This window comes from Flavobacterium johnsoniae (assembly GCF_001879205.1).
Taxonomy (GTDB): Bacteria; Bacteroidota; Bacteroidia; order Flavobacteriales; family Flavobacteriaceae; genus Flavobacterium; species Flavobacterium johnsoniae_A.
Map to the genome: position 1 here is coordinate 62,848 of NZ_MLFK01000008.1, position 24,207 is coordinate 87,054.

21 protein-coding genes are annotated in these 24,207 nt (G+C 35.0%); 16 read left to right on the forward strand and 5 right to left on the reverse strand.

Going from position 1 to position 24,207, the window contains the following annotated elements; translation table 11 throughout:
• Positions 1 to 48 precede the first annotated feature (48 nt).
• Together BKM63_RS15215 and BKM63_RS15220 are read right to left on the reverse strand one after the other, a co-directional pair.
• The gene (locus BKM63_RS15215) at positions 49 to 1,308 is read right to left on the reverse strand and encodes an OmpA family protein (RefSeq protein ID WP_071637441.1); all 1,260 of its coding nucleotides are present in this window, start codon (positions 1,306 to 1,308) and stop codon (positions 49 to 51) included.
• Positions 1,309 to 1,510: 202 nt separating this feature from the next.
• Positions 1,511 to 3,031 carry a choice-of-anchor I family protein gene (locus BKM63_RS15220; protein ID WP_071637442.1) on the reverse strand — a complete coding sequence of 507 codons (1,521 nt, stop codon included), beginning with the start codon at positions 3,029 to 3,031 and terminating at the stop codon, positions 1,511 to 1,513.
• A 187-nt stretch (positions 3,032 to 3,218) separates the two neighbouring features.
• On the opposite strand from BKM63_RS15220, the gene BKM63_RS15225 reads away from it, so the two are divergent.
• Both BKM63_RS15225 and BKM63_RS15230 read left to right on the forward strand, forming a co-directional pair.
• Positions 3,219 to 4,259, forward strand: coding sequence for an agmatine deiminase family protein (locus tag BKM63_RS15225; RefSeq protein ID WP_071637443.1), 1,041 nt, complete (start codon positions 3,219 to 3,221; stop codon positions 4,257 to 4,259).
• Positions 4,260 to 4,471: 212 nt separating this feature from the next.
• Entirely contained in the window at positions 4,472 to 5,656 is a 1,185-nt protein-coding gene (locus tag BKM63_RS15230; protein ID WP_071637444.1) for an endonuclease/exonuclease/phosphatase family protein, read from the forward strand.
• Positions 5,657 to 5,762: 106 nt separating this feature from the next.
• Here the strand turns inward: BKM63_RS15230 and fahA are convergent, their stop codons facing one another.
• Positions 5,763 to 7,046 (reverse strand): fumarylacetoacetase, encoded by a 1,284-nt coding sequence (fahA, locus tag BKM63_RS15235; protein ID WP_071637445.1) that lies wholly within the window; start codon positions 7,044 to 7,046, stop codon positions 5,763 to 5,765.
• Between the two features lie 109 nt (positions 7,047 to 7,155).
• Between fahA and glyA the strand changes: the two genes are divergently transcribed.
• The 6 genes from glyA (at position 7,156) to BKM63_RS15265 (ending at position 13,101) form a co-directional block, all read left to right on the forward strand.
• Positions 7,156 to 8,430 (forward strand): serine hydroxymethyltransferase, encoded by a 1,275-nt coding sequence (gene glyA, locus BKM63_RS15240; RefSeq protein WP_071637446.1) that lies wholly within the window; start codon positions 7,156 to 7,158, stop codon positions 8,428 to 8,430.
• A gap of 128 nt (positions 8,431 to 8,558) precedes the next feature.
• Entirely contained in the window at positions 8,559 to 9,152 is a 594-nt protein-coding gene (locus BKM63_RS15245; RefSeq protein WP_053472194.1) for a tRNA-(ms[2]io[6]A)-hydroxylase, read from the forward strand.
• A gap of 235 nt (positions 9,153 to 9,387) precedes the next feature.
• Positions 9,388 to 10,428, forward strand: a complete 1,041-nt coding sequence (locus BKM63_RS15250; RefSeq protein ID WP_071637447.1) for a GMP reductase — start codon at positions 9,388 to 9,390, stop codon at positions 10,426 to 10,428.
• A gap of 19 nt (positions 10,429 to 10,447) precedes the next feature.
• Positions 10,448 to 10,945 (forward strand): GNAT family N-acetyltransferase, encoded by a 498-nt coding sequence (locus tag BKM63_RS15255; protein WP_083572246.1) that lies wholly within the window; start codon positions 10,448 to 10,450, stop codon positions 10,943 to 10,945.
• 131 nt (positions 10,946 to 11,076) lie between these two features.
• Positions 11,077 to 11,643, forward strand: a complete 567-nt coding sequence (locus tag BKM63_RS15260; protein WP_071637448.1) for a TetR/AcrR family transcriptional regulator — start codon at positions 11,077 to 11,079, stop codon at positions 11,641 to 11,643.
• A gap of 39 nt (positions 11,644 to 11,682) precedes the next feature.
• The gene (locus tag BKM63_RS15265) at positions 11,683 to 13,101 is read left to right on the forward strand and encodes an MFS transporter (protein WP_071637449.1); all 1,419 of its coding nucleotides are present in this window, start codon (positions 11,683 to 11,685) and stop codon (positions 13,099 to 13,101) included.
• A 9-nt stretch (positions 13,102 to 13,110) separates the two neighbouring features.
• Here the strand turns inward: BKM63_RS15265 and BKM63_RS15270 are convergent, their stop codons facing one another.
• The gene (locus BKM63_RS15270; RefSeq protein WP_071637450.1) at positions 13,111 to 13,689 is read right to left on the reverse strand and encodes a pentapeptide repeat-containing protein; all 579 of its coding nucleotides are present in this window, start codon (positions 13,687 to 13,689) and stop codon (positions 13,111 to 13,113) included.
• A 159-nt stretch (positions 13,690 to 13,848) separates the two neighbouring features.
• Between BKM63_RS15270 and aspA the strand changes: the two genes are divergently transcribed.
• The 7 genes from aspA (at position 13,849) to BKM63_RS15305 (ending at position 21,622) form a co-directional block, all read left to right on the forward strand.
• Complete coding sequence (gene aspA / locus BKM63_RS15275; protein ID WP_071637451.1) at positions 13,849 to 15,258, forward strand: aspartate ammonia-lyase; 1,410 nt, start codon at positions 13,849 to 13,851, stop codon at positions 15,256 to 15,258.
• A gap of 150 nt (positions 15,259 to 15,408) precedes the next feature.
• The gene (locus BKM63_RS15280) at positions 15,409 to 16,683 is read left to right on the forward strand and encodes a BamA/TamA family outer membrane protein (protein WP_071637452.1); all 1,275 of its coding nucleotides are present in this window, start codon (positions 15,409 to 15,411) and stop codon (positions 16,681 to 16,683) included.
• Between the two features lie 111 nt (positions 16,684 to 16,794).
• Positions 16,795 to 17,412: an outer membrane beta-barrel protein gene (locus BKM63_RS15285; RefSeq protein WP_071637453.1), complete on the forward strand. Its 618-nt coding sequence runs from the start codon at positions 16,795 to 16,797 to the stop codon at positions 17,410 to 17,412.
• A gap of 168 nt (positions 17,413 to 17,580) precedes the next feature.
• Complete coding sequence (locus BKM63_RS15290) at positions 17,581 to 18,255, forward strand: response regulator transcription factor (RefSeq protein ID WP_071637454.1); 675 nt, start codon at positions 17,581 to 17,583, stop codon at positions 18,253 to 18,255.
• Between the two features lies 1 nt (position 18,256).
• Positions 18,257 to 19,660 (forward strand): HAMP domain-containing sensor histidine kinase, encoded by a 1,404-nt coding sequence (locus tag BKM63_RS15295; RefSeq protein WP_071637455.1) that lies wholly within the window; start codon positions 18,257 to 18,259, stop codon positions 19,658 to 19,660.
• 77 nt (positions 19,661 to 19,737) lie between these two features.
• On the forward strand, positions 19,738 to 20,460 hold the full coding sequence (locus BKM63_RS15300; RefSeq protein WP_071637456.1) for a universal stress protein: 723 nt from the start codon (positions 19,738 to 19,740) through the stop codon (positions 20,458 to 20,460).
• 214 nt (positions 20,461 to 20,674) lie between these two features.
• A complete protein-coding gene (locus tag BKM63_RS15305) occupies positions 20,675 to 21,622 on the forward strand; it encodes a bestrophin family protein (RefSeq protein WP_071637457.1) in 948 nt (315 codons plus the stop codon).
• A gap of 94 nt (positions 21,623 to 21,716) precedes the next feature.
• Here the strand turns inward: BKM63_RS15305 and BKM63_RS15310 are convergent, their stop codons facing one another.
• Positions 21,717 to 23,141, reverse strand: a complete 1,425-nt coding sequence (locus BKM63_RS15310) for a PLP-dependent aminotransferase family protein (protein WP_071637458.1) — start codon at positions 23,139 to 23,141, stop codon at positions 21,717 to 21,719.
• Between the two features lie 100 nt (positions 23,142 to 23,241).
• On the opposite strand from BKM63_RS15310, the gene BKM63_RS15315 reads away from it, so the two are divergent.
• Positions 23,242 to 24,159 (forward strand): EamA family transporter, encoded by a 918-nt coding sequence (locus tag BKM63_RS15315; protein WP_071637459.1) that lies wholly within the window; start codon positions 23,242 to 23,244, stop codon positions 24,157 to 24,159.
• Positions 24,160 to 24,207: the final 48 nt, after the last annotated feature.

A 24,207-nucleotide genomic window follows, 5' to 3' on the forward strand; every position in this document is an offset into this window, starting at 1 on the left:
GGCGGTTCTGAAATTTTCAGAACCGCCTTTTCTATATAATTTTCAGAATTATTTTACTTGGAAAGTAACTCTTCTCACGATTTGACGTGCTTCTTTAGAACTTTTGTTCACAGAAGTGTCTTCACCGTTAGCAATTACGTTCAATCTTGAAGCGTCTATTCCAGCATTTACAGCTACTTTTTTCACTGCTTCAGCTCTTTTTCTAGATAATTCAGTATTGTAGTTTGAGTTTCCAATTTCGTCAGCATAACCAATGATGTCTGCAGATTTTCCTGGATTATTTTTCAAATATTTCACTAAGAAATCAACACCAGATAAAGAAGCATTTGTTGGTTTAGATGAATTAAAGTCGAAATACACATTTACATATCCGCCGTTAATTAACTCTTCAACAGTATTGTTTGTAGCGCCGCCACTGCCTTTCTTTTCATAAGTTTTATCTAAATAGCTTTCTAACTCATCTGGCACACCGTTTTGATTAGTGTCAATAGATTGTCCTTTAGTATTAACAGCTACACCTGCGATTGAATTTGGTTCTAAATCGTATAAATCGGCAACACCGTCTTTATCAGTATCTAAAAGACCTGTTTCAACTAAGTCCACTCTTTTTTCCAATTCGCTGATTCTGTCTTCTTCACCAACCCAGTCAGCATGTTTTTCATTTTTACCTAAGTAGAAAGTCAAACCTACAGATGCGTTTAATAAAACTCCGTCAAAAGAACCAGTAGTGGTGTTACCCATTCCATCAAAGTTCCAGTTTTGTCTTCCATTAACAATTCCCGTAAGGTCACCTGTCAATGCAACTCTGTTACTCAATTTAATTTGTCCTGTAATACCTGCGATTCCGTGAGCCATATAATCCTGCCCTCCAAAACCAGTTTCAGTACTAATTTGTGAAACTCCAAAACCACCATGAGCTAAAATACCAATTGTATTTGTCCATGTTTCAAAATTTAAAGCACGTCCTACGTTAATAACCCCTTGTAAACTTGCTCTTACGTAACGGCTTTCAAAATCAGGAGTATTTTTTTTCTCTTTAAATTGATCGTAACCAACATCTAATTTCACCCCAAACTTTGGACTGAACATATATCTTACACCCAAATCACCGTGAAAGAAATTTGCACTTTCGGTAGTATAACCTGGAGTCATAGTTCTGGTAGGTTTGTTAACACCACCATTTAGTTCGATAGACCATTTATTGTACTCTTGATCAACAGATGGTTTAGTAGAAGTTGTAGCCATATTTTGTGCACCTGCGGTAAGTGCTAATAGTAAAAGGGATACGGAAGCTAATTTCTTTTTCATGATATCAAAAATTTAATTTAGTTTTTATTTTTAAACTCTTGACAAATTTATGGCTCGTGTTTCGGAATGTGTTCTATTTGGTCTTACATAATTCCCACTATTTAACTTACAATTCTGAAAATGTGTTAATTAAATTTAAAATTTGAACATAAAAAAAGGGTAAAGTTTAACCTTTACCCTTCTGAAATCTTAAAAATACTGGTTATTTTAAGTCTGGCTGATAGATTTTTATTGTTCCGTCTCCTTCACTGCTTACTACTACTAAGCTCCTTTTTGTAGGACTTTTAGAAGCAGGAATAAAAAGAATTCCTTCTGGGGCGTCACCTGTTTTTACAGTTTGTAAATATTGTGGAGAGGCTGGGTTTGTTACATCATAAGTCATAAAGGCATCTGATCTTTCAAGACCCACAAATAAAATATTTTGATTTCCCATTTTAGCAGCAACTACTGCTTCTGGCTCAGAACCTTTATCATCGCTGCGTTTATCATCATAAGTTCCTAATTCGTTTGTTTTTTTGTCAACATCATTTTTGCTGTCATAAACGATTTTTCCAGTGTTTCCGTTCCAGATAGAAAATGATCTTGCGCCAAAACTTACCATTTCGTCTAAATCTCCGTCACCGTCTGTATCTCCCATATCAGTAACTAGATTTAGTCTCCCTAAATTAGAATCTAGTTTTAAAGTAGCGGCATCAGGAAAAACTGTTGCATCAAGTTTTAAACTTTTCATACGTTTGATGTCTGTATAGGCAGTGTATTCTCTTGCATCGCCTTCATTTGCTGTAACAAAATAAGGAACGTTATTGGCAGAAAAATGACTGATAGCGTCCGGCATAAACATTCCTTTTACCTTCCATGGGCTGAAAGCTACCTTATCGTCACTATCGCTTACATCAATTGCATTTTCGGCAGTATTAAAATCTTTTAAACCTAAAGGATAAATTGCAGTAATAGTTTTTGATGTTAAATCAACCTTTGCAACACCATTATTTTCCTGTAGAGTTACCCAGGCAGTTTTAGAATCATCCGAAATGGTAATGTATTCTGGTTCGATATCCTGAGCAAAGCTATTTGCGAACTTTGAAATTCTAAATCCGTCTTTTGCTAATGTTGCCGCCTGGCCGCTGAAAGAAGCAAAATCAAGAGTCGTAACTGTATAACTGCTGGTGTCTATAATAGAGATAGTTCCGTTAGGATCTTGCGAATAATCTGTATTTGGTTCACCTTCGTTAGCCGTCATAATAAATTTTCCGTCAGGAGAAAATGTAATCATGTCTGGTAAAGCGCCAACTGTTACTTGTTTTATTAAGCTGTAATCGCTTGTGTTGAAAATAACCACTTTGCCGTTTCCTTGTTTGTTTACTGTCGATTCTAAAGCAACAGCCAGTTTTCCGTCAAAAATAGAAACACTATTCGATGCACCTTGATATGTAGTTAAATCAATCTGGCCAATTTTTACCGGTTTTGTAGGGTCGGCTAAATCAATTACATCAATTTGATTGGTTCCACTGTTGTTTACGGTAAAAAGTCTTTTTGTTTTTTCGCAGTAAGCAGAAATTTCCGCTGCCGCTTCTCCGCCAATTTTAATAGAGCCAATTTCTTTAAAAGTGCCCGGGTTTTCATTTACAATAACTTCTGGTTCTTCGTTTTTAGAGTTTTCATCGTTATTACAGCTTGCCATTATCAATAAAGCTGTTAATAATGTGATACTTAATTTTTTCATTTGTTAGTTTTTTAGTTTTGCCAAAAGTAATTAGACGGTTTCGGTCGAATATTAAGCCTTTATTATTTAATCTTTAACTTAATTTTTGGAAGATATTATTTGTGAAATAACAGAGGTTTTTTGTGCAAATGTTTTATAATCCTAACGAATGCTTATCTTTGTACACTTTCAAAATTAGAACCTATTTATGTCAACAAATAATAGAAGATTTCCAGCAGAATGGGAAAAACAGCAAGGGATTGTATTATGTTTTCCGCATAATGGTAATGACTGGCCGGGAAAATACGAAGCTGTTCAATGGGCTTTTGTCGAATTTATTAAAAAAGTAGCTGCTTTTGAAACCGTTTTTTTGGTCGTAGCCGATGAAAAACTAAAAGAAAAAGTGGCCGAAATGCTTGAAAGAGCGCGTGTAAATATCAAAAACGTTTCTTTTATTATTCATAAAACCAATAGAAGCTGGATGCGTGATTCCGGACCGATTATTGTAAAAAATGGTTCAAAAAGAGAAGCTTTAAACTTCAATTTTAATGGATGGGCAAAATATAAAAATTATCAGCTGGATAAATTTGTTCCGGGCAAAGTTGCTGATTTTATTGATGTTCCTCTAACTCAGGTTACATACAAAGGAAAACCGGTAATTGTAGAAGGCGGCGCAATTGATGTAAACGGAAAAGGAACTTTATTAACTTCTGAAGAATGTTTGATGCATCCAACTATTCAGGTTCGAAATCCGGGTTTTACAAAAGAAGATTACGAAGCTGTTTTTAAAGAATATCTGGGTGTAACAAATGTTATCTGGCTTGGAGATGGAATAGAAGGAGATGATACGCACGGACACATCGACGATTTATGCCGATTTGTAAACGAAGATACTATCGTAACCATTGTTGAAACGGATAAAAACGATTCAAACTATAAACCTTTGCAGGATAATTTGAAACGCCTGCAGAATGCAAAATTAGAAAACGGAAAATCTCCTGTAATAGTAGCACTTCCAATGCCAAAACGTGTCGATTTTGAGGATTTAAGATTACCTGCAAGTTATGCTAACTTCTTAATTCTGAATAATTGTGTTTTGGTTCCAACATTTAACGACAGCAACGATCGTGTTGCATTAAATATATTATCAGAATGTTTCCCTGACAGAGAAGTAATCGGAATCAGCTGTATTGATTTTATCTGGGGATTTGGAACTTTACATTGCTTAAGCCAGCAGATTCCTGCATAAAATATAGTAGTCACATATTATAAACAACTTTGGTTTTTTAATCTGTGATGAAATTATCAGATATACAGAGACTTTCTTATATCATTTGAGCTGTCACCAAAAGTGGCAGCTTTTTTTTTATTGTATATTTAACAGACAGATTTGCCATGTGTCGTAACATCCTTCTTATATTCGTATGTTCAACAATGCAGAAATGCAGATTTAATTTTTATATGAAGAAAATATTTTTTATCCTTTCCGTGCTTTCTTCCGGAGCTCTATTTTCGCAGTCTGAGTCGCAGGAAAAACCAGAACTTACATTTGCTACCTACAATGTGAGTATGGAATCTGATAATTATTCTCCGAAAGGCGCAATGGGAAAATCGGAGCAAATATTGATTTATCAGCTTAATTCAGGGCATAATACTCAAATCAGAAATATTGCCCAGATTATTCAGACCGTTAGACCAGACGTTATTCTGTTAAATGAATTCGATTACATTAAAGACCCTGAACTTGGAGTGAAGGCATTCATCAAAAATTATTTAAAGGTAAGGCAGCGCGGAGCAGCGGCTATTGATTATCCTTATTACTATTATTCAACAGTGAATACTGGCCAGCCAAGTCCTTACGATTTGAACAATGATGGAAAGTTGAATAATTTTGGAAATGATGCATGGGGATTTGGTATGTATCCCGGGCAATATGGGATGATGCTTTTATCTAAATATCCTATTGATGTCAAGGCAGTTCGTACTTTTCAACATTTTAAATGGAAAGATATGCCAGGAGCATTGCTTACCAAAAAAGCGGATGGATCGGATTGGTATAGTAAGAAAGCATGGAAGGAATTTCCATTATCTTCAAAATCTCATTGGGATGTTCCTGTAGAGATTGGTGATAAAATAGTTCATGTTTTAGTCAGTCATCCAACTCCTCCTACTTTTGATGGTGATGAAGATCGAAATGGGAAAAGAAATCATGATGAAATCCGATTCTGGAGAGATTACATTTCAGACAATTCGGCTTCGTATATTTATGATGATAAAGGGGTAAAAGGCGGTTTGTCTCTTGATTCTCGATTTGTCATATTGGGTGATCAAAATGCTTCACCAGTTGAAGGAAACGCTATTAGAGAAGGTATAAAGTCTTTGATAGACAGTCCGAAAATTAATAGCGACTTTACACCTGCCAGTAAAGGCGGCGCTGAATATAGTCCTGAAAACACTTTTGGAGTTAATCATACAGCCTTTTGGAGAATGCGAGCTGATTATGTATTGCCATCAAGAGTTGGCTTTAAGGTTCTCGACAGTGGTGTATTCTGGCCTGCAAAAGGTGAATCAATGTCAGAATTAGTTGAAAAACGGGAATCAAGTTCAGATCATCGTTTGGTTTGGATAAAAGTGATTTTGGAATAAAATAACTTTTTCTTTCGATTTCTGGTTAAATATAAAGCATAAAAAAAACCTTGGCTCTCACCAAGGTTTTATATTTTTAGATCTCTTCAGATGCTGTATCTGCTCTTCACTGTCTGATAAATGGAGGCAGAAGCTGACTTGCTACTTCTCCAAAACCAATTCGAACTTCTGCATTTTCGCAAAAACCTCTGATGATTACCGTATCATTATCTTCGATAAATTTACGCTCGCTTCCGTCATTTAATTTCAAAGGATTCTTTCCTCCCCAGGTTAATTCCAGCATAGAGCCGAAACTGTCGGGAGTTGGTCCTGAAATAGTTCCGGAACCCATCATGTCTCCGGAATTTACGCGGCATCCGTTTGAAGTATGATGTGCTAATTGCTGGGCCATTGACCAATACAAATATTTAAAATTGGATTTAGAAACTACAGTTTCTTCCTGTTCTTCAGGCTTTATTGAAACTTCTAAATGAATATCAAAAGCTTTTTTTCCTTTTGTCTGTAAATAAGGCAGAGGCGATGGATCTTGTTTTGGTCCTTTTGTTCTAAAAGGTTCTAAAGCATCCATAGTTACTATCCAGGGAGAGATTGATGTAGCAAAGTTTTTTGCCAGAAATGGTCCAAGAGGCACATATTCCCATTTTTGAATATCGCGTGCGCTCCAGTCATTCAGTAAAACCATTCCAAAAATATAATCTTCTGCTTCATACGTTGGGATATTTTCTCCCATAATATTTACATCAGTAGTAATAAAAGCAGTTTCCAGCTCAAAATCGACTAAACGAGACGGGCCAAAAACAGGATATTTTTCGCCTGCCGGCAGCGTTTGTCCCATTGGTCTGTGAACCGGAATTCCAGACGGAACAATCGTAGAACTTCTTCCGTGATATCCAACCGGAATATGCAGCCAGTTTGGAAGAAGCGCATTCTCTGGGTCGCGGAACATTTTGCCAACATTTGTAGCGTGTTCTTTGCTTGAATAAAAGTCAGTATAATCACCAATTAAAACCGGTAATTGCATTTCGACATCGTCGATATTAAAAATAACAATATCGCGGTCTTTTGTTGAATCTCTAAGCTGTGGATTAGTTTCGTCAAAAATATCAGCGATACGATTTCGAACTAAACGCCATGTTTTTTTTCCATCAGAAATAAAATCATTAAGCGTATCCTGCATGAACATATCATCGGTTAAATCTATTCCTTCAAAATAGTTTAATTGTTGTAAAGCCCCTAAATCTATAGCGTAGTCGCCAATTCTTGTTCCTACAGTAACGACATTTTCTTTGGTAAGAAATACACCGAAAGGGATGTTTTGAATAGGGAAGTCACTATTTTCTGGTACTTCTAACCATGATTTTCTTTTGGTATCGTTGGCGGTTATTGGCATGTGAGGTGTTAATTATTTGTTGAAAAATTACATGTCAAATATATCATAATCTAACAGTATCACAAACGTTTTTTTGTATTTTTGCAGGAAATTAACGAAAAACGAAAAAATGCAACGCGACGAACAAATTTTTGATCTTATTCTAGAAGAAAAAGATAGACAAATTCACGGATTAGAACTAATCGCTTCAGAAAATTTTGTAAGTGATCAGGTAATGGAAGCAGCTGGTTCTGTTTTAACTAACAAATATGCAGAGGGTTATCCTGGCAAAAGATACTACGGCGGTTGTGAAGTAGTTGACGTTATCGAGCAGATTGCTATTGACAGAGCTAAAGAATTATTTGGTGCTGAATATGCAAACGTGCAGCCTCACTCTGGTTCTCAGGCAAATACTGCAGTGTATCATGCTTGTTTAAATCCTGGCGATACTATTTTAGGTTTCGACTTATCTCATGGTGGCCACTTAACTCACGGTTCTCCTGTAAACTTCTCAGGTCGTTTATACCGTCCTGTTTTTTACGGTGTTGATGCTGAAACAGGTCGTTTAGACTATGATAAAATCCAGGAAATTGCAACTAAAGAACAACCAAAATTAATCATCGCCGGAGCTTCGGCTTATTCTCGCGATATGGATTTTGCTCGTTTCAGACAAATTGCTGACAGCGTAGGAGCAATCTTATTTGCTGATATTTCGCACCCTGCAGGTCTTATCGCAAAAGGATTATTAAATGACCCAATTCCACATTGCCATATCGTTTCTACAACGACTCACAAAACATTACGCGGACCTCGTGGAGGTTTGATCTTAATGGGGAAAGATTTCGAAAACCCACAAGGTTTAAAAACTCCAAAAGGAGAAATCAGAATGATGTCTTCTTTATTAGACTTAGCTGTTTTCCCAGGAAACCAAGGAGGACCTTTAATGCATATTATCGCTGCTAAAGCAGTTGCTTTTGGTGAAGCACTTAAAGATGAATTCTTTACTTATGCTATGCAATTGCAGAAAAACGCAAATGCAATGGCTGATGCTTTCGTAAAAAGAGGTTACAATATTATCTCTGGCGGAACAGATAACCACATGATGCTTATTGACTTAAGAAATAAAAATATTTCTGGTAAAGAAGCTGAAAACGCATTAGTAAAAGCTGAAATTACAGTAAATAAAAACATGGTTCCTTTTGACGATAAATCACCATTTATCACTTCAGGAATCCGTGTAGGAACAGCTGCAATCACAACTCGTGGTTTAGTTGAAAAAGATATGGAAACTATCGTAGCCCTTATCGATAAAGTATTAACTGATCATACAAATGAAGACGTTATCGAAGAAGTTGCTGAAGAAGTAAACGAATTAATGAGCGAAAGACCAATTTTTGCTTACTAAGAAATAGTTTCAAGTTTAAAGTTTCAAGTTTAAAGTTTTACGCTGTCTGAAAGACAGTTTGAAACTTTAAACTTTTTTCGTTTAGAAGAGAAAACCTGAAACTTGAAACAAACAAAAAACAAAAAAACATGGGCGTACTAAGATTACAATTGCCAACTGACCCAAGATGGGTAAATATTGTTGAGAAAAACATAGAAGAAATCTTAACAGATCACGCTTGGTGCGAGCAAAAAGCAGCAACAAACGCGATTACGATTATTACCAATAACTCTGAACATCAGGATTTGGTAAAAGATTTATTGGCTTTAGCCAAAGAAGAAATCGATCATTTCGAGCAAGTTCACAATATCATCATTAAAAGAGGATTAAAATTAGGACGCGAGCGTAAAGACGAATACGTAAACGAGCTTTATCAGTACATGAAAAAAAGCGGCGACGGAAGTCGTGTTTCAGGTCTGGTAGAAAGATTATTATTTTCAGCCATGATAGAAGCCAGAAGCTGCGAACGTTTTAAAGTGCTTTCTGAGAATATTCAGGATGAAGAATTAGCCGTTTTCTACAGAGAATTAATGGAAAGCGAAGCAGGACATTATACCACATTTATAACTTACGCAAGAAAATACGGAACAGGAATTGACGTTGAAAAACGCTGGAGAGAATGGCTGGAGTTTGAAGAATCAATTATCAAGAATTACGGGAAAAACGAAACGATTCACGGGTAGTTTTTTAGTTTTCAGTCGCAGTTTTCAGGTTTGTCACGTTGAGCGCAGTCGAAACGCGCTCCAATTGGCTTTTATCTGTGAAATAAAAAAATCCGTTTTAATCCGCGTTTTCGCAAAGCGAATCCGTTTAATCCGTGTTCTTTTTACGCAATAATTTAAATCTAAAAATCTATCCCGAAGCTTCGGGACTAAAATCTAAAATTCTTACATTTGAAAGTAACCAAAATTCAAAGCAATGAGAATAGAAACTGACCTGAAATTAGGATTTAAAGACGTAATGATTCGACCAAAAAGATCAACGCTGAAAAGCAGATCGGAAGTTTCTTTGGAACGAAATTTTAAATTTTTGCACAGCACGACAGATTGGACAGGAATCCCAATTATGGCCGCGAACATGGATACAGTGGGGACTTTTGAAATGTCTCAGGTTTTGGCAGAAGAAAAGCTTTTTACTGCCATTCATAAGCATTATAGTTTAGAAGAATGGAATAATTTTTTAAAGAATGTTTCTCCAGATTTCTACAATTATATCGCAATCAGCACCGGAACCGGAAAAGAAGATTTTGCAAAAATTGGAACTATAATTACTGCAAATCCGCTCCTGAAATTCATTTGTATTGATGTTGCCAACGGTTATTCAGAACATTTTGTTCAGTTTCTAAAACAAACCCGAAAACAATACCCGGATAAAGTAATTATTGCCGGAAATGTAGTAACAGGCGAAATGGTAGAAGAATTACTTTTGGCTGGAGCCGATATTGTAAAAGTGGGGATCGGACCGGGATCGGTTTGTACAACACGTGTTAAAACAGGAGTTGGTTACCCGCAGCTTTCTGCTATCATTGAATGTGCCGATGCCGCTCACGGTTTAGGCGGACATATTATAAGTGATGGTGGCTGTACCACTCCGGGAGACGTTGCTAAAGCCTTTGGAGCAGGTTCTGATTTTGTTATGCTGGGAGGCATGCTGGCCGGACATACTGAAAGCGGAGGAGAATTAATCGAAATAAACGGCGAAAAATACAAGCAATTTTACGGAATGAGTTCGGCAACAGCAATGGAAAAACATGTTGGCGGCGTTGCAGAATACAGGGCAAGTGAAGGAAAAACGGTTAAAGTTCCGTTTAAAGGAAATGTTATCGCTACGGTTTTAGATATTTTGGGCGGTTTGCGAAGCACTTGTACTTATGTAGGCGCATCAAAATTAAAGGAACTTACAAAACGAACAACCTTCATACGCGTAAGCGAACAGGAAAATCAGGTTTTTACAAATTAAAATATACTTCAAAATCAATATGATTAGCATTTCAGAAGCAGGCTTAAACGATATTAAAACAATTCAGGAAATTACAAACATTACCTGGCCAATTACTTACGGCGAAATTTTATCGCAGGCACAATTAGATTATATGCTCGGTTTATTTTATTCTGATGAAGCTTTATCGAAGCAGATCGAGAATAAGGAACAATTGTTTTATTTAATCTCAGATTCAGAATCTATGATTGGTTTTATCGGAATTGAGCATCGTTATAAAAATGAAGCTGTTACTAAAATCCATAAAATCTATCTATTGCCGGAAACACAGGGAAAAGGCTACGGAAAAAAGGTTTTTGAATTTATTGAAGAATTGGCTTTAGAAAACAATTCAAAACAACTTTTATTAAATGTAAACCGCTTTAATACCGCCCTAAATTTCTATAAAAAGCTAGGTTTTGAAATTAAAGAAACAGTTGATATTGAAATCGGCAATGGATATTTGATGGAAGATTATGTGATGGGTAAAGATTTGTAACCAATTTATAATCAGATAATTTTAGTTGAAAGATTATGAAATTTAAAATCACAACTTTTGTGATTTTTTTTATTCTGAAACAAAATAGATAACTCTATCTATTTTAGATTATCTTTGGTAAAAAAGGAAAAATGGACAAAAAAATCAGTGTAAAGGAGCGAATACTGGATACAGCATCTCGTTTGTTTTATCATCAAGGATTTAACAGCACCGGCATTAACCAAATTATTGCCGAAGCTGGTATTGCAATAGGCTCTCTTTACAAACATTATCAATCTAAAAATGATTTGTTGTTTCATTATCTGGAACAGCAGGAAATAGAGTATTTTACTAATCTTGATGATTATTTAAAAGAAGAAAAGCAGCCGCTGCAAAAACTTTTTAAATTAATAGATTACCGTATCAAAGTTCAGGAGCAGGCAAATTACGCCGGCTGTCATTTTATTAAAATTAATGCTGAAATTGGACGGCAAGATAAAAAGATAGAGCAGTTTATTATCTCACATAAACAAAAACAGCGTGATTATATCAATAAGCTGATTGCAGAAATAGGCGCGGTACAAAATCTTCCGATAGAAATAGATGCTTTAGAAAATAGTATCTTTTTGATGATAGAAGGAGCTGTAGTAACGGCGAGTATAAATGGAAATACTAATGATTTAAGGGCTGTAAAAAACATTATTAAACAACTTTTTTAATTTTTTTTAACCTAAAATAGATAGATCATTCTATATATTATGAAAAACAAAAAATACATTTCACTGCTTATTCTTTTACTGGCACATTTGCTTACCATCTTAGATATATTCATTGTTAATATTGCTATTCCGTCTATGCAGCGCGGACTTAACTCCAGTAATGGAAAAATCCAGCTGGTAGTGGCTATGTATATGGTTGGGTTTGCTTCTTTTTTAATAATTGGCGGTAAAACAGGAGATTATTTCGGTAGAAAAAAAGTTTTTATTTTAGGACTGCTGCTGTTTATGATAAATTCCGCAGGTTGTGGTTTTGCTGTAACAACTGACCAGCTTATTACGTTGAGGTTTTTTCAGGGCATGAGTGCAGGGTTAATGTCACCCCAAGTATTATCTTATATACAAGTTCTTTTTACAGATCACAAGGAGCGTACTTATGCGATGGGCTGGTACGGAATTGCGATTGGAATTGGTACTATGCTGGGGCAGTTTTTAGGCGGTTTTTTTGTAGAGTTGGAACCGTTTTTAATTGATCAATCCTGGCGGTATATATTTCTTATTAACATTCCTATTTGTGTTACAGCAATTTTGCTGGCCATTCCTTATCTTGATCATTCCAGAGATGATTCTTCTTCGCAGATGGATTATGGGAGTGCTTTTATATTAGCCATAGGGCTTGCTGTCCTGGTGTTTTCTTTGGCTGTAGGTTTAGAACAAATCAGTCTGGTTAAAATTACACTTCCTGTGTCGATCTTATTTCTTTTTGTTTTTATTTTCAGACAGCTAAAAAGAAAATCAAAGAAAAAAGAACCTTTATTAAATATGGAACTTTTTAGAAACAAGAATTTCAATATGGCCGTGTCAGCATCGGCTCTTTTTATGTTGATGCTGGATGCTTATTTTTTTATACTTGCGGTTTTTTTACAGGACGGAATTCAACTTTTGCCCCTACAGGCAGGCTATTTTATTGTATTTCAGGGAAGCGGTTTTATTCTGGCCTCGTTTTTCTCAGCTAAATTAGTACTGCGTTTTGGAAAAAACGTATTGATTTTCGGCATTATGCTACTGATGTCTGCCCTGATTCTACAGCTTGTTCTTTTTTATTATCAGATAATTGATTACAGAGGATATATTGTAATGCTTTTACACGGTGTTGGTGTGGCACTGGTTTTACCCTCATTTGCTACTATTGCGCTGAAAAATTTGCCTAAAAACAGTATTGGAAATGCATCAGGAGTTTATTCTACTATACAACAGTTATTCGGGGCTTTAGGAATTACCGTTACAGGAAGTATATTTTATTACCTGGTAAAAGCAAATAAAGACTTTGCACACTTTTATAATGCTTTTTTCTATGGAACCTGTATTCATTTATTTTGTTTGATTGGTGTATTGTTGATCTTATTGCTTTTGCCAAAGTCAATACTTCCAAAATATCAGAAAAAGGGCAATGAAGAATAAGGCTGATTGCTAGCTTACAATGACATCATGTTTAAACAAAAGCCCTTTTACTTCATTCAAAGCGAAGACAGCTTTTTTGAGTTTCGTTTTTGATGGATCAATTGTATAATTGTAACTTGTTTTAAAGTCGGCTTTGTTGGCTGTGGCTTTGTCGAATTCAGATCGGTATAAGTCACAGTTTTCAAAAAGAACACCGGTTAGGTCGGCGGCCATAAAATCTACAGCTATTAAACTGCAATTGGTAAATGGAGTTCCTTTTAGTTTTAAAGTATAAAATTTTGAAAAATCAAGAATACAATCGTTAAAGCGAACTTCAAAAATCAATTTATCGCACATGGCAAAATTTACTTCCTTAATCTCGCACCGATTAAAAGTAACGGTTCTAAAAGCCACATAATTAATCTTTGATTCATTAAAAATGCAGTCGTTAAAAATGCAATCTATAAAAGTAACGGCCAAAAAAGTGCAGGCAGAAAAATTACAATTATTAAAAACACAGCATTCAAAATCTTTAAAGTTAAGATCGTCTTTTGCATAAATAATCGTATCGTATTCTTTATCAAGAAAATATTCGCTCTCTTTTTTCAAGTATATTTTGATAATTGTTTGAGGGTGAAAAGATAATAATTTACATTAAAATATGCTTCGTAAATCGCAAATCATTTTTGATTTCATTCACATTTTTAATGCATAATTTGATGTAGCTTTACACTTATTTTTTAAGTTAAAACAGATCAATTTTATCATATGGAATCAACAAGAAAGGAGCATGATTTTTTAGGAGAATTAGAAATTCCTAATCATTTATACTACGGAATCCAGACTTTTAGAGCAGTAGAAAATTTTAATATTACAGGAATTCCTATTTCAAAAGAACCTTTGTTTATCAAGGCTTTAGGATATGTAAAAAAAGCTGCAGCTCTTGCAAATAAAGACTGTGGAGCGCTTGATGCTAAAATTGCCGAAGCGATTTGTTACGGAAGCGATCAGGTAATTTCCGGAAAATTTAACGGAGAATTTGTCAGCGATCTGATTCAGGGCGGAGCGGGAACTTCAGTAAACATGAATGCCAATGAAGTTATTGCCAATATAGGGCTTGAATATCTGGGGCATAAAAAAGGAGAATACAACTTTTTGCATCCTAATAATCATGTCAATTGTTCTCAATCTACAAATGACGCTTATCCATCGGCATTTAGAATTGCGCTATATTTAAAAATGGAAAGTTTTATTAAAACGCTTTCCGGTTTAGAAGTCGCTTTTGCCAAAAAAGGAGAGGAGTTTAAGGAAGTTTTAAAAATGGGAAGAACACAGCTTCAAGACGCTGTTCCTATGACTTTAGGTCAGGAATTTAAAGCCTACGCTACAACAATTGGAGAAGATATTATAAGATTAAAAAATGCGCAGGAACTATTATTGGAAATCAATATGGGAGCAACAGCTATTGGTACAAAAGTCAATGCACCGGAAGGTTACCCTGAAATTTGTGTTTCCTACTTAGCAAAAGAAGTCGGAATTCCATTAACGCTTTCACCAGATTTAATTGAGGCAACGGTCGATACAGGAGCGTATGTGCAGATTATGGGAACTTTAAAACGATCTGCGGTTAAAATTTCTAAAATTTGTAACGATTTAAGACTTTTAAGCTCGGGACCAAGAACAGGTTTAAACGAAATTAATTTACCGGCACGTCAGCCAGGTTCGTCGATTATGCCGGGGAAAGTTAATCCCGTAATTCCAGAAGTGGTAAACCAAACTTGTTTTTATGTAATTGGCCAGGATTTAACCGTGACAATGGCGGCAGAAGCAGGTCAATTGCAATTGAATGTAATGGAACCGGTTATCGCTTTTGCAATGTTTACTTCTTTGGATTATCTTTCAAATGCCATTCAAACTTTAATCGATAAATGTATCAACGGAATTACGGCAAATGTTGATCACTGCTATAATATGGTCATGAACAGTATAGGAATCGTAACACAGTTAAACCCAATTATTGGATACGAAGAAAGCGCCAGTATTGCCGGCGAAGCTTTAAAAACAAATAAAAGCGTGCATCAAATTGCGGTTTTAGAAAGAAAGCTGATTACGCAGGAAAAATGGGATGAAATCTATTCACTTGAAAATTTAATCCATCCAAAATTTATCACAAAGTAGTTTAGGTATTAAAAATATAATAACAAGCCGTCAGTTAATTGATGGCTTTTTTTTGTTATTGATAAAATGAAGTTGTGTAAAGTCTTGAAAATGAATTATATTTACAAATAGGTTTGAATCTGATTTAGTAGAAATTAAAACTTTTGTAAAGTGAAATTCTTAAAAAGCAATTATTTTCAGCATAAAATAAAAACAGCAGTTTTGCTTTTTTATATTTCAATCTGCCTTAATGCTCAAACCGGGAAAGATGCTGAAAATCGAGAAATTTGTCCGCCCAAAACTATTTTTGAAATCTTTAAAAAGAGTGATACAGCCTTAGTTGCTAAACCTGCAAAAAACAACTTTTTTTTGGTAATTCCGGCCATTGGTTCACAGCCTGCAACCGGATTTTTTTTTGGTGCAGTTGCGCAGTATACTTTCAAAGGAAAAGGAGAATCAGATAAATATTCTGTCGCCAATCTCGGAATAACGTATACCCTGAAAAATCAATGGCTGGTTAATGTGAAGAACAATATTCTGCTAAAAAACAATAAGATTTTTTTAAGCGGAGACTATCGGCTTTATATTTTTTCGCAGCCTAATTACGGTTTAGGAACAAATATAGTTCCGCCTCGCCGCGATCAGGAACCGGATTTTAGTATCGATTCGCTGGCTCAGGCCATGGATTATAACTACTTTAAGTTTCATCAAACGGCGTCTTTCGAGGTAAAAAAGAATTTTTATGTGGGTGGGGGTATTAATATAGATTGGTATACCAATATTGATGATAAAGAATTAGATGTTGAAAACGGAAACCTTACGTATCATTATAATTACAGCCAGAAACACGGCTTCGATAACTTAGAATATTTTTTAACCGGAGTCAGTTTTAATGTAGTTTACGATTCACGTGATAATCAGGTTAATTCATCGCGGGGCTGGTTTGCCAATATCAATTATCGCTTTAATCCGGTATTGTTTAAAAATCAGGAATACAGCAATGTTCTGTTTGCAGAATATCGCCATTTTATTCCGCTTTCGCATAAAAATGAACATTATATTTTAGGAATTTGGGCTTACGGTCAATTTGTAACCAGAGGAAAGGTGCCCTATTTAAATCTCCCTGCTATTGGCTGGGATCAGCGAAGCAGGAGCGGAGAAGGCTACACACAAGGACTATTTAGAGGAAACGGGCTTATTTACCTTTCTACAGAATTTAGATTTCCTATTACCTGCAATCAAATGTTAAGCGGCACCGTTTTTACCAATTTTGTAACGGCAAGCAATTCAGATGCAAATACTTCACTTTTTCATGCTATTCAGCCGGCGGCGGGACTTGGCCTGCGATTATTAATCGACAAAAAAACACGAACCAATCTGGTTGTTGATTATGCATGGGGAAACAGTTCAAGAGCTTTTTATTTAAATGCAGGTGAAACTTTTTGATACTTACTTTGTTTAAATGTTTGATTGTTTGAATTTTACGTTTTAAAATGTAGGAAATTACGATAGGAAAACTTAAATTTGAATATCATTTAACTTTCAAACACATAATTTATGAAACAGTACAGTTTATTATTAGTTGTATTTCTGTCGGCGATAGGAATGCAGGCTCAGGATGCAAGGTCTTTTTCGTTTAATTTGTATGGCGGTTATAATTTTTCAGATGAGCTAGATTACGACGGTTATTCTGCAACAATAGAAGATGGTTTTCAATACGGTGCCGGATTTGAGTACTTTTTTATCGAAAACAATTCAATCGAAATAAAATATTTAAGAGCAGATACTAAAATTCCATTTTATGGTCCGGCAGGGAATCAATTGAATGCTGGTGATGACAAAGGAGCGTTCAATTACATATTAGCTGATTATACATATTATTTTGATACAGGTTCTAATCTCTTACCCTATTTAGGTGCGGGTGCCGGGGTTGGGATTGTAGAAACACCTCAAAGTGGGAACGGTACTTATTTTGCCTGGGATGTAAAAGGTGGTGTCAAAATTAAAACCGCTTCATCTGTATCTGTAAATATAAATGCGTATCTAGAATCGATGTCAGCGGCCGTTGGAAACAGTTATTACTGGACATATTGGGGTCCCGTTGGAGTAGAAGATTATGTTTCTACTTTCCAGTTTGGACTGGGGGCTGTAATAAGCTTTAATTTTAAAAATTAAGAATGGAATCAAAACAAATCAAATTAGATAATCGTATAAAAGCAGCTAAATTTTAGTTGCTTTTTTTATTATTGAATTGGAAATGTTCATAATTAAATCATAATTTATAACTGTTATGAATAATATTTTTCATCTCAATCCTTATTTTTGTTGTATATACAAATTAATATGAAGTTACTAATAGTCGAAGACGAACCGAATCTTTTGTCCATTCTGCGTAAAGGATTTGCCGAAAACAACAACGAAGTAAGTGTGGCTCTGGATGGTAAAACAGCCCTCGAGATGATTCATAATTATAACTTTGATGTTGTAGTTTTAGATGTTATGTTACCGGATATTAACGGAATAGAGATTTGCAGAAGACTTCGTGCCAGCAAAAACTTTGTTCCAATTTTGCTTTTAACAGCTTTAGGAACTTCAGAAAATATTGTAACAGGGCTTAACTCCGGAGCTGATGATTATTTGGTAAAACCTTTTAAATTTGGAGAGCTTGATGCTAGGGTAAATGCACTGCACAGAAGAGCGCATCAGGAAACTGATAAAATTGACGTTATTACAATTGGTGATTTAGAAATAAACGGACGTGCGAAAACAGTAAAGAGAGACGGCGAATCGATTATTTTAACCGCGAAAGAATTTAAATTATTATATTATTTAGGAAAAAATGCCGGCAGAATTGTATCTCGGGACCAGATTTTAGATAACGTTTGGGATATTAATTTTGATATGAACACCAATGTGGTAGATGTATATATTACCTATTTGCGAAAAAAAGTAGACAAACCTTTTAAAACCAAACTTATTCATACTATGAAAGGTTTAGGTTATGTTATAAAGCCATAGAATGGATATTAGAAAAAGAATTACTTTTACTTATGTAACGCTTTCTACCTTTAGTACATTGCTATTGAGTATAATAGTATTTGTTTTATTTAGAGAGAATAACCGCTACCACTTTTTAAAGAGACTGGAAGATCGTGCTAAAATTGTAGCCTCGATCCATTTTCAGCACGATCCTGAAAAAATAAAATATTACAGGAATTTAAAGAAAAACGGACTCGAAGAACTTATTGAAGAAGAAGAATATGTTCTTAAAATAAACAGCGCCAATAGTTTTGATTACAATACAAAGCTAAATCTTCCAAACAAATTTTACTCAAATATCCTGGCAACCGGAGAAGATTATTTTGAAGTAAACAGCAAATATTATCTGGGGCAGGTTTTTACAGAAGGCAGTCAAAAATACATTGTAATTGTGGGTGCCCGCGACCGAAGAGGAAAAACGACCACAGTTTATATTGTAAAAATATTGGTTTTTGGCGGTATTGGTTTTATACTTCTGGCATTCTTTTTAGGGCGTTTTCTGGCCAAAAGAGTTATTAATCCGGTAGCCAGAATTACAAAAGAAGTAAATAGAATTAGTGCTTCGAACTTGCATAATCGATTACCAGCCGTTAAAAACTCTGATGAGATTTCAGATCTTACGGAAACTTTTAATGATATGCTGGACAGGCTCGAAACTTCATTTGAAATTCAGGCGAACTTTATTAATAATGCTTCACACGAATTAAAAACCCCTATAACCACTATTATTGCCGAAGCCGAAATTATGCTGCTGAAAGAACGTGACGTGGCAGAATATATAGAATCGTTGCAAAATATCTACAGCCAGGCTTCTAGATTAGGAAACCTGACCGAAAGCTTATTAAAACTTACACAAACCGGTTATGATGGCAATAAACAAGTTTTGGATATCGCCAGAATTGATGAGTTATTATTAGATGTAAAATCAGATTTAGATAAAATTTTTCCGGATAACCGGGTGAGCATCAAACTTAATTTTGCTCCAAAAGATTCTAATCTGCTTTTAATTCCATGTAATAAACCGCTTTTGGAACTTGCAATTAACAACATCATTACAAATGGTGTTAAATATTCTGATAACAATGAAGTATTTGTAACGCTTTCGGCTAATCAGGATGCGATCAAAATTTCGATTAATGATATCGGAATTGGGATTCCGCCCGAAGATATTCCGCATTTGTATGAACCTTTCTTTAGAGGGAAAATTGCGGCTAAATATATAGGTTACGGTTTGGGGCTTCCGTTGGCCTCAAAAATCATCCGCATGCACGATGGTGAGATACAGGTACAATCTGAGCAAAACAAAGGCACAATTGTAACAATCATTTTTAAAAAAGCAAATACTAAAAAGATCAACATTAAAAATTCTAATGTTAGATCTTAGAAAAATCTAATTTAAGATTAAGACCCTTCTAATTTTCAGGTAGTTATTTTGTCTGTATAAACTAAAAGATTATACATATGAAAAATTTCCTGATACCTACTACTTTAAAAGATGATACGATTTCGGCTGTAAAATCAGCAATCAGACAAGCCAAAGATTCAGACTGCGAAATTGTTTTAATGATGGTTTCTGATACTCCAGATGCTTTTTCATCATCTAATTTTTTACGCGAAATGAGAACCGGACTTACCAAAAGTCAGGAAGAAGTTATGGAAACCTGCAGGTATATGATCGATCATACCAAAAACTGCAAAATTAAAATACACAATCAATACGGACTTTCATCTCCAATTTTTAGAGGAATTATTCAGCATTTCTCTGTAAAATTAGTCATCCTGACGCATTCTTATAAACAGGAAACAAAACGTATTCATCAATATTTAGTACAATTGGCAGCAAATCAAAAATGCCCGATTTTACATTTAGGAAACGAGCAGTTCAAAGAAGATTTCACTAAAGCACTTTATATCGAAAACAGCAGCGCTAATATCCATGTAAAAGATGTACAGCAGTTTTTGAACGAAAATTTCTCTTATGAAATCGTGAGCCAGACTTCAAAAATTGATGATAATTATGAGGATGCAGCTCCTTATTTAACCGAAGCGATTTCAAAATATGAAATTGATTTACTGGTAGAAACCCGAAAAGGAGAAAAAATCAAATTTAAAAAAGTAAAAAAACAAAATATAAATGAAAAATTAGGGCTTCCGGTTCTTTCATTATATGAAGAGCTGGTTTAAAGCTTTTTACTTTTTAGTAACTGTTCCTGCTTCTTGTCGACACAATGAATCGATTTTGTAAATCTAAAACTTCATCAATATAGTTTAAGATTATTTATTGAATCTCAGACTAATCCACCAGGAACAAATTACGAAATACTAAACACTAAGAACTAATTGCTAAGAACTAGTAACTAAGTACTAAACATAAGTAATATTAATTAAAACCGAAAATATGTTATTAAGGAAAAGAATACCAATGAAGTACGTTCTCGGGAAAATTAAAGTAGAAGTCACTCTGGTTTTGGCTTACACCATACTATTTGAAATCTTTCATCACTATTTTGTGACCCTTCCCGTAGATATTCCAATTGCAATTCCAACAATGATTGGAACCATTATTTCTCTATTATTAGCTTTTAAGTCTAATCAGGCTTATGACAGATGGTGGGAAGCGCGAATCGTTTGGGGAGCAGTTGTAAACGATTCAAGAACACTAATACGACAAGTACTAACGTTTTATAAAGACCCTGATTTTTCTGTTGAAGCAAGCGAATTCAAGGAAAATTTCGCAAAAAGACAAATCGCATGGTGTTATAGTTTAGGTCAGGCACTTCGAAATAAAGATGCGATAAAACCGCTGAAAGGTTTAATGAGCGATGATGAAATTAAATACATCAGCAATCATCAAAATGTTCCAAACGCCATCTTAATGCTCCACGCACGTGATCTTAGAAATGCGAAAAATGAGAAAAAAATAAACATGTACCAACAAGTTGAAATCGATAATACTTTATCAAGATTATGTGATGAGATGGGAAAATGTGAAAGAATTAAAAACACGATTTTTCCAACAACGTACAGCATGTACATTAGATTGACCTTGTGTTTGTTTATTTTCTTACTGCCTTTTGGCTTAACTAGTGTGTTGAGCTGGTTTGCAATTCCATTAATTACAGCAATTGCCGCTGCTTTTTTTCTGATAGAAAGAATGGCAATTCATTTGCAGGATCCATTTGAAAACAGACCAACGGATACGCCTGTTACGACGATTGCCAATACAATCGAAAAAAATATCAAGCAAATGCTGAACGAATACCAAAGCGAATTTGATATTTTGAAAGAATTTGATTTAAACGATGAGCCTAAGAAAGTCGAAAAAGACGCTTATTTCGTTTTGTAACTTTTTAATTTTGGCCTCTTTAATTAATTGTTGGCCGGACAGTGTGTAGTTGCGCTGTCCGGCTTTTTTATGTCATTCCTTGCAAAGACAAACTTTACAACTGTTTTGCTGCCAATTGTCCTAACGTTTGTATTGACTGGCGCAATTCATTTGTCCATGGAAGGCCAAAACTCAAACGCATGCAATTAGAAAATTGATTTTGAAAAGAGAAAATTCTTCCTGGTGCAATGCTTATGTTATGTTTCATTGCCAGATGATAAAATGCAGCAGTATCGATTTTTTTATCTAATTCGACCCATAGAAAAAAGCCGCCTTGGGGCTGACTCACTTTTGTTCCCGCTGGAAAAGATTCTAAAACTGTATTGATATAATTATTGCAATTGCGATTCAGGATTTGACGAATTTTTCTAAGATGATTTTCGTAACGTCCGTTTTTCAAAAAATCACCCACAACTTCATGCGTAATAGTAGGAGAGGAGAGTGTGTGGTAAATCTTATTTCGAAGAATTTCTTTTTTAAATTTTCCTGGTGAAACCCAGCCCGCACGATAACCTGGCGCCAAAGTTTTAGAAACAGAACTGCAGCAAAGTACAATACCGCTTTCGTCATAGGTTTTACAATTAGTCGGACGACTGGAGCCAAAATACAAATCACCATGAATATCGTCTTCTATCAATGGGATATTATAAAATTCCATCAATTTTACGACTTCCTTTTTATGTTCAACTGGCATCATGCTTCCAGAGGGGTTGCTGAAATTACTCATTAATAAACAAAGGGTAACTTTTTTAGAAGAAAGTGCTTTTTTCAACGCATCTAATTCTATTCCGGTTGTCATATTAGTGGGTAATTCCATAATATAAAGCCCCAAAGATTTAGCCAATTGCAGTATTCCAAAATAAGCAGGACTTTCTGTAATAATAGTATCTCCCGGTTTTGTCAATGTCATTAAACAATGCGATATGGCGCTTGTACAGCCGGGCATGGTTATAATATCGCGTTCTGTTAAAGAACCGCCCCAGCTAAAAGACCAGCGCGCAATTTCTTTTCTTAAGTTCAGATTACCTTGTACTTCTTCATAACTCGTACCGCTGTTGGGCAGTTGCCGCATGGCCTGTACCATTCCTTTGTTGAGTTTTGCAATAGGAAGAAGTTCATTTGAAGGAAAACCTAACGACAGCATTGTAATATCCTTATCCATCATATTACCGTAGACCTGATCGATTAAATCTTCGCGATCAATGTTTTCACATTTTAATATCGGACTGCTGGGCGAAGGTTCCGGAATTGTCCTGGCCGAAATATTACTCACATAATAACCTGACTGAGGACGTGATTCGATCAGAGATCTGCTTTCTACCTCATAATATGCCTTGCTTACCGTACTCATGCTGTAACCCGTTTCGGCACAAACTTCTCTAATCGAAGGCAGTTTGTCACCAACGTTTAAAAGACCTGTCTTGATCTGTTTTTCAATTACATCTGCGAACTGAAGATACAAGTAATTTGAGTTTTTCATAAAATAAACTGTTATGCTGCAATTTACAAAAACTGTATCTGTATTGCTATTTTATTTTTTAGAAATTTGTTTCATAGAAAATTAAACAAACTAAAAATTCGTGAAAACAACAAAATACTACATAGCTGCGATTACCTGTTTTGTAATCTGGGGATTTTTTAGTTTGGTTTTAAAGCCAATACACGACTATGCCTCTTTAGATATTTTATTCTATCGTGTTTTCAGCTGCAGTATTTTAATGCTTCTGATTGCGTTTACATTTCGACGAAAAAAAGTCAACGAAGCCATCCTGACTTTTAAGTCATTGTCTAAATCTGAAAAAAGAAAATCGGCTTTGCTGAATATTGGCGGAAGTGTTTTTTTAATGGCCAATTGGTTCACTTTCATTTATGTTATGAATCATGTCAGCGTAAAAGCGACCTCTCTGGCATATTTGGTATGTCCTATTTTAACCACATTACTGGCTTATTTTATCTTGCACGAAAAACTGAGCAAAACACAATGGACTGCTGTTGGGTTAAGTATTTCCGGCTGTCTGCTTTTGTCTTACGCAAACATAATGGATATGTTTTTTAGTATCATAATAGGATTTACGTATGCTTCTTATTTGGTAAGCCAGCGTGTTAATAAAGGGTTTGATAAATTTATCGTATTAACGTTTCATATTACACTGGCCGCCTTGTTTTTACTGCCATTTTTCCCGGCGTACAGCGGACCGGTTCCAACAGAATTTAAGTTTTATTTCTGTATTGAAACCATTGCCATTTTGTTTACTATTTTTCCGTTGTTTCTCAATTTATATGCGCTTTCAGGAATAAATTCGTCAACGGTTGGGATGCTTTTAAACATCAATCCAATGATTGCTTTTTTACTGGCCATGTTTTTTTATAAAGAACCATTTGGTATCGTACAAATTATAGCATACGGTGTTATTTTTATAGCAGTGTTGGTTTTTAATTCACATCATATTTTTGCCATCAAACAAAAATATATCCTGTCACCAAAAGATTCTCAATAAACATAATCTTATATTTTTTATTGGTTTAAAATATAAAATTACGAGAAC

Coding starts and splice junctions, on each gene's coding strand:
- BKM63_RS15300 (WP_071637456.1), top strand. CDS start 19,738: ATGAAAAATTTCCTGATACCTACTACTTTAAAAGATGATACGATTTCG.
- BKM63_RS15215 (WP_071637441.1), bottom strand. CDS start 1,308: ATGAAAAAGAAATTAGCTTCCGTATCCCTTTTACTATTAGCACTTACC.
- BKM63_RS15225 (WP_071637443.1), top strand. CDS start 3,219: ATGTCAACAAATAATAGAAGATTTCCAGCAGAATGGGAAAAACAGCAA.
- glyA (WP_071637446.1), top strand. CDS start 7,156: ATGCAACGCGACGAACAAATTTTTGATCTTATTCTAGAAGAAAAAGAT.
- aspA (WP_071637451.1), top strand. CDS start 13,849: ATGGAATCAACAAGAAAGGAGCATGATTTTTTAGGAGAATTAGAAATT.
- BKM63_RS15250 (WP_071637447.1), top strand. CDS start 9,388: ATGAGAATAGAAACTGACCTGAAATTAGGATTTAAAGACGTAATGATT.
- BKM63_RS15310 (WP_071637458.1), bottom strand. CDS start 23,141: ATGAAAAACTCAAATTACTTGTATCTTCAGTTCGCAGATGTAATTGAA.
- BKM63_RS15290 (WP_071637454.1), top strand. CDS start 17,581: ATGAAGTTACTAATAGTCGAAGACGAACCGAATCTTTTGTCCATTCTG.
- BKM63_RS15295 (WP_071637455.1), top strand. CDS start 18,257: ATGGATATTAGAAAAAGAATTACTTTTACTTATGTAACGCTTTCTACC.
- BKM63_RS15245 (WP_053472194.1), top strand. CDS start 8,559: ATGGGCGTACTAAGATTACAATTGCCAACTGACCCAAGATGGGTAAAT.
- BKM63_RS15305 (WP_071637457.1), top strand. CDS start 20,675: ATGTTATTAAGGAAAAGAATACCAATGAAGTACGTTCTCGGGAAAATT.
- BKM63_RS15220 (WP_071637442.1), bottom strand. CDS start 3,031: ATGAAAAAATTAAGTATCACATTATTAACAGCTTTATTGATAATGGCA.
- fahA (WP_071637445.1), bottom strand. CDS start 7,046: ATGCCAATAACCGCCAACGATACCAAAAGAAAATCATGGTTAGAAGTA.
- BKM63_RS15265 (WP_071637449.1), top strand. CDS start 11,683: ATGAAAAACAAAAAATACATTTCACTGCTTATTCTTTTACTGGCACAT.
- BKM63_RS15285 (WP_071637453.1), top strand. CDS start 16,795: ATGAAACAGTACAGTTTATTATTAGTTGTATTTCTGTCGGCGATAGGA.
- BKM63_RS15230 (WP_071637444.1), top strand. CDS start 4,472: ATGAAGAAAATATTTTTTATCCTTTCCGTGCTTTCTTCCGGAGCTCTA.
- BKM63_RS15255 (WP_083572246.1), top strand. CDS start 10,448: ATGATTAGCATTTCAGAAGCAGGCTTAAACGATATTAAAACAATTCAG.
- BKM63_RS15260 (WP_071637448.1), top strand. CDS start 11,077: ATGGACAAAAAAATCAGTGTAAAGGAGCGAATACTGGATACAGCATCT.